The organism is Methylobacterium sp. WL103, assembly GCF_008039885.1.
In the GTDB taxonomy this organism is placed as follows: domain Bacteria; phylum Pseudomonadota; class Alphaproteobacteria; order Rhizobiales; family Beijerinckiaceae; genus Methylobacterium; species Methylobacterium cerastii.
The window spans coordinates 1-3,914 of the sequence record NZ_VRUX01000412.1 but is presented as its reverse complement, the minus strand read 5'-3'; the positions used below and the strand labels follow the sequence as shown (position 1 = coordinate 3,914).

Annotated in this window: 4 protein-coding genes; 3 read left to right on the top strand and 1 reads right to left on the bottom strand. The window is 68.6% G+C overall.

Annotated features, from left to right (window positions below):
- Positions 1 to 175 precede the first annotated feature (175 nt).
- Both FV222_RS19560 and FV222_RS19555 read left to right on the top strand, forming a co-directional pair.
- Entirely contained in the window at positions 176 to 751 is a 576-nt protein-coding gene (locus FV222_RS19560) for a sigma-70 family RNA polymerase sigma factor (RefSeq protein WP_147753917.1), read from the top strand.
- 167 nt (positions 752 to 918) lie between these two features.
- Positions 919 to 1,962: a cytochrome c peroxidase gene (locus FV222_RS19555; RefSeq protein WP_147763820.1), complete on the top strand. Its 1,044-nt coding sequence runs from the start codon at positions 919 to 921 to the stop codon at positions 1,960 to 1,962.
- A gap of 304 nt (positions 1,963 to 2,266) precedes the next feature.
- Here the strand turns inward: FV222_RS19555 and FV222_RS29865 are convergent, their stop codons facing one another.
- Entirely contained in the window at positions 2,267 to 2,428 is a 162-nt protein-coding gene (locus tag FV222_RS29865) for a hypothetical protein (RefSeq protein ID WP_187273592.1), read from the bottom strand.
- Between the two features lie 348 nt (positions 2,429 to 2,776).
- Here FV222_RS29865 and FV222_RS19550 point away from each other — a divergent pair, with 348 nt between their 5' ends.
- A complete protein-coding gene (locus FV222_RS19550) occupies positions 2,777 to 3,781 on the top strand; it encodes a hypothetical protein (RefSeq protein WP_147763827.1) in 1,005 nt (334 codons plus the stop codon).
- The last annotated feature ends 133 nt before the right edge of the window (positions 3,782 to 3,914 follow it).

The window sequence follows — 3,914 nt, the reverse complement described above, 5'->3', positions numbered from 1 at the left end:
TTTTTTCATGCAGCTGACGCACACCGAGCCAGGCTCCGGGCTCGTGGGCTCGGATATGTGTATAAGCGACTGGCCTGCGGGTGCTCTACGCGGGCCTGCTCGCCCAGCCGATCCCCGAGCGGTTCGAGGCGCTCGTCGCGGAGTTGGCGGCTCGGTCGGAAAAGGAGTCGGCGCGATGATCCAGGCCTGTGCCCCCGTCGGAACGCCCGCCGGCGCCGATTCCGAGATGCGCGACCTCCTGCTCGGCGCGATTCCCGCGCTGCGCGCCTTCGCGTTCTCGTTGACCTACGATTTCGACCGCACCGACGACCTCGTGCAGGACACGCTGATGCGCGCCTGGACCAAGGCCGAGAGCTTCCGCCGCGGGACCAACCTGACCGCTTGGCTGTTCACGATCCTGCGCAACCTGTTCTATTCCGAGCAGCGCAAGCGCAAGCGCGAGGTCGAGGATGCCGACGGCAGCCATGCCGGGCGGCTGACGAGCCTGCCCGAGCAGGAGGTCCGCGTGGAGATGCGGGCGTTCCAGAGCGCGTTGAACCTGCTGCCCCTCGCCCAGCGGGAGGCGCTGGTGCTCGTGGGCGCCCAGAGCTTCACCTACGAGGAGGCCGCCGAAATCTGCGGCGTCGCCGTCGGCACGATCAAGAGCCGGGTCAGCCGCGCACGGGGACGGCTGATCGAAACCCTCGGCATGGACGGCGCCGGCGACGTCGGCGCCGACGCCCATACCCGCGCCGCGCTCCAGGCCGGCTGAAAGCATCGTCAGGGTTTCGAGCACCAGGTTGCCAAGTCGTTGCTGAGGTTTATTGTCCTGGGCTGGCTTTTCCGGCGTCATGTGACCGTGACGGCGTGAAATCGGAACGAAACCTTTACGGATCAGCAAGATTTCGCGTCGTAGGTACGCTCCCTAGGAGCTCAGGGATGCGATGGAAGCTCGGCGGTGGAGTCACCGCAATTGCGATGCTCGGCGCGGTCACCGGGTCGGCGACCGATTCAGGGGTGGCGCAGCGCGCCGCCTGGCGCGCGACCTATGCCGCTCCGGCGACGATCCCGTTCCCCGACGAAAACCCCTACAGCCGGGCCAAGGCCGTTCTCGGCCGAAAACTGTTCTTCGACCCGATCCTCTCGGCCGACCGCGACCGCGCCTGCGTGACCTGCCACCTGCCCGACCTCGCCTGGGCGGACGGGCGCCGGCGCGCGCCGACCCGCGCCGATTCCGACACGGACCTGCGCACCCCGACCCTGCTCAACCTCGCCTGGCAGGAGGGCCGGCTCGGTTGGGACGGCAAGTTCCGCGATCTGGAAAGCGTCGCGTTCGTGCCGATCAGCGCCCCCGGCAACATGGGCTTGCCGGTCGAGGACGCCGTGGCCCGCCTCTCGGCGGATGCCGCCTACGTCGCCGCCTTCAAGGAGGCCTATGCCGACCCGGGCGTGACCAAGGCGCGGATCGAGGCGGCGCTCGCCACCTTCCAGCGCCTCATCGTGTCCGGCGCCAGCCCGTTCGACCGTTGGATCGCCGGCGACGAGGCGGCGATCCCGGTCGCGGCCAAGCGCGGCTTCGACCTGTTCAACGGCCGGGCGAACTGCGCCGCCTGCCACGGCGGCTGGGCCTTCACCGACGGCTCCTTCCACGACATCGGCACGGCCGTCGGCGCCGACCTCGGCCGCGGGCGCTTCGTCACGAACTCGCAGGTCCTGCGCTACGCCTTCAAGACCCCGGGCCTGCGCGAGGTCGCGGGCCGCGGCGCCTACATGCACGACGGGTCGATCGCGGCGCTGGAGGCGGTGATCGACCTCTACGACCGGGGCGGCATCGACCGGCCGAGCCGCTCGCCGGAGATCCGCCCGCTCAACCTGAGCGCGGACGAGAAGGCCGACCTGCTGGCTTTCCTGCGCACGCTGAACTCCGAGCCCGGGACCGGACCCGCCCTGGCGGATCTGACCGAGGCCGCACCGCGGCCGTAATACCAGACCTCGATGAGCCCGACTCATCGAGGTCTGGCCCCCGCGACTGCGGGGCGGCGGCAATCCGCCGGACCTCATGGGTTCCTACCCTTGAGACTCGGTATAAGTCTTTCTCGAACCGGGCGTTGACGCAGCGCGTCGTCCACGACGACGCTGAGCATCTTCAAGCGGGATGGATGACGGTTCGCACGACGCCCCGCGCTAAAGCATTTTCAAGCGAGGTGGATGCCGGCTCGCGTGAAGAAAATGCGACCACACAGCAGGTTAGAGCATTTTCTGTGATCCAGAGATCACGGAAAATGCTCTAGCGGAACAGTGGTAGCCCCGAGCCGAGCAGCGCGAGGCCGGCCACCAGCAGCAGGCCGCCGCAGGACTCGAAGGCGTGGGCGCGCAGGCCCGCCCGGGGCGCGAACGCGGCGAGACCGATCCCGGCCCCGAGACTGACCACACTTGTCAAACCGATCATCCGTCGCGTCCTCGCGCTGGGTCCGGCCGGCGACGTGGTCATCCGGCCCGGGCACGATGACCGGCGAACACTGAGCGAAGTCTTGCCGGGGCGGGGGCGCCCGGCGGAATCACGGCCCATGCTGAATGCCGCGTTGCCGGGGCGAGCCGTCTCGACTGAGATCGCGTACAGCCAGTTCTACACGCTTCCCACAGCGTTAACCTTTTCGACATGGATGTTAACAAACCCTTGGCGAAGTCGATCGGCTTAGTCCTAAATGCAGGCGTGGGGACTGTTCTGGCGGGTCGGTGCGAGGCTTCGATGCGGTTTTCCGAGTGGCGCTGTTCTTCTCCGTTTCTTGCCGGCGCCATGGCCCTCCCGGCGATCGTTCTGGCCAGCAGCGAGGCCAGCGCCCACGTGAAGTGGTTCTGCGCCTTCGACGTCGCCGGCCAGCCCCGCGGCCTCGAACAGGTGCTCTGCCTCGATTTCGAATGGCTCGTCGGCCTGTCGATCCTGTGCCTGATGTTCGGCTGCCTCGCCGAGGGCACCCCCCTCGGTACGGCGCTCCTGAACGCGCTCGACCGGGTCACCACGCGGGTGCGGGCCGACACCGGGTTGCTGGTGCGGGCGACGCTGGGCTTCTTCTTCGTCTCGCTCTGGACGATGGGCGGCATCATCCTCACCCCCGAGCTCAAGACCGACGCGGCCTGGATCCCGTGGTTCCAGCTGGCGCTCGCCACCTGCCTGATCTGGCACCGCACCCTGCCGCTGGCCGGCGCCGGCATCGTCGTCCTGTTCGGCTACGCCACCTGGTGCTACGGCGCGTTCCACTTGGCCGACTATCCAGTGTTCCTCGGCGTCGCCGCCTACCTGATCCTCACCGGCCTGAACCGCACCCTCTACGGCATCCGCCCCCTCGACGTGGTCCGCGCCGCCGCCGCCGTGACCCTGATGTGGGCCTCGGTCGAGAAGTGGGCCTACCCGGAATGGACCGCGCCCCTCTTGGCCGCCAAGCCCGAGATGACCTTCGGCGCGTCCCCTGAGCTGTTCATGAAGGCCGCCGGCGTCGTCGAGTTCACCCTGGCCTTCGCCCTGATCTGGACGCCCCTGGTGCGCCGGACCGCGGCGATCATCCTGGCCGCGATCTTCGTCTCCGCGGTGTTCGAGTTCGGCAAGGTCGACGCCATCGGCCATTCCGGGATCATCGTGGTCTTGGTCGCCATCGCCGCCGACGACGCCCGCATCGCCGTCCGCCGCCGCGACGTGGCGCTGGCTCCGGCCTATTACACGGTGGCGCTCACGGGCTTCCTCACGCTCTACTACGTCGGCCACGCCGCGATGTACGGCGCACTGTTCTCGGCGCATGTCATCTGATTGGATCGACGCGACGGATGTGGCGAACGGCCCCCGCGAGGGGGCCGTTTTCGTTTAGAGCGAAGCGCTCGGGACGAAGGCGCGGAGGATCACGGTGCGGTGGGGGAGGGCGGTCGGTGCGCTGGCCTTGGGC

Excerpts from the sequence above, each read along its gene's own strand:
- FV222_RS29865 (WP_187273592.1), bottom strand. The coding sequence starts at position 2,428 with ATGATCGGTTTGACAAGTGTGGTCAGTCTCGGGGCCGGGATCGGTCTC.
- FV222_RS19550 (WP_147763827.1), top strand. The coding sequence starts at position 2,777 with ATGGCCCTCCCGGCGATCGTTCTGGCCAGCAGCGAGGCCAGCGCCCAC.
- FV222_RS19560 (WP_147753917.1), top strand. The coding sequence starts at position 176 with ATGATCCAGGCCTGTGCCCCCGTCGGAACGCCCGCCGGCGCCGATTCC.
- FV222_RS19555 (WP_147763820.1), top strand. The coding sequence starts at position 919 with ATGCGATGGAAGCTCGGCGGTGGAGTCACCGCAATTGCGATGCTCGGC.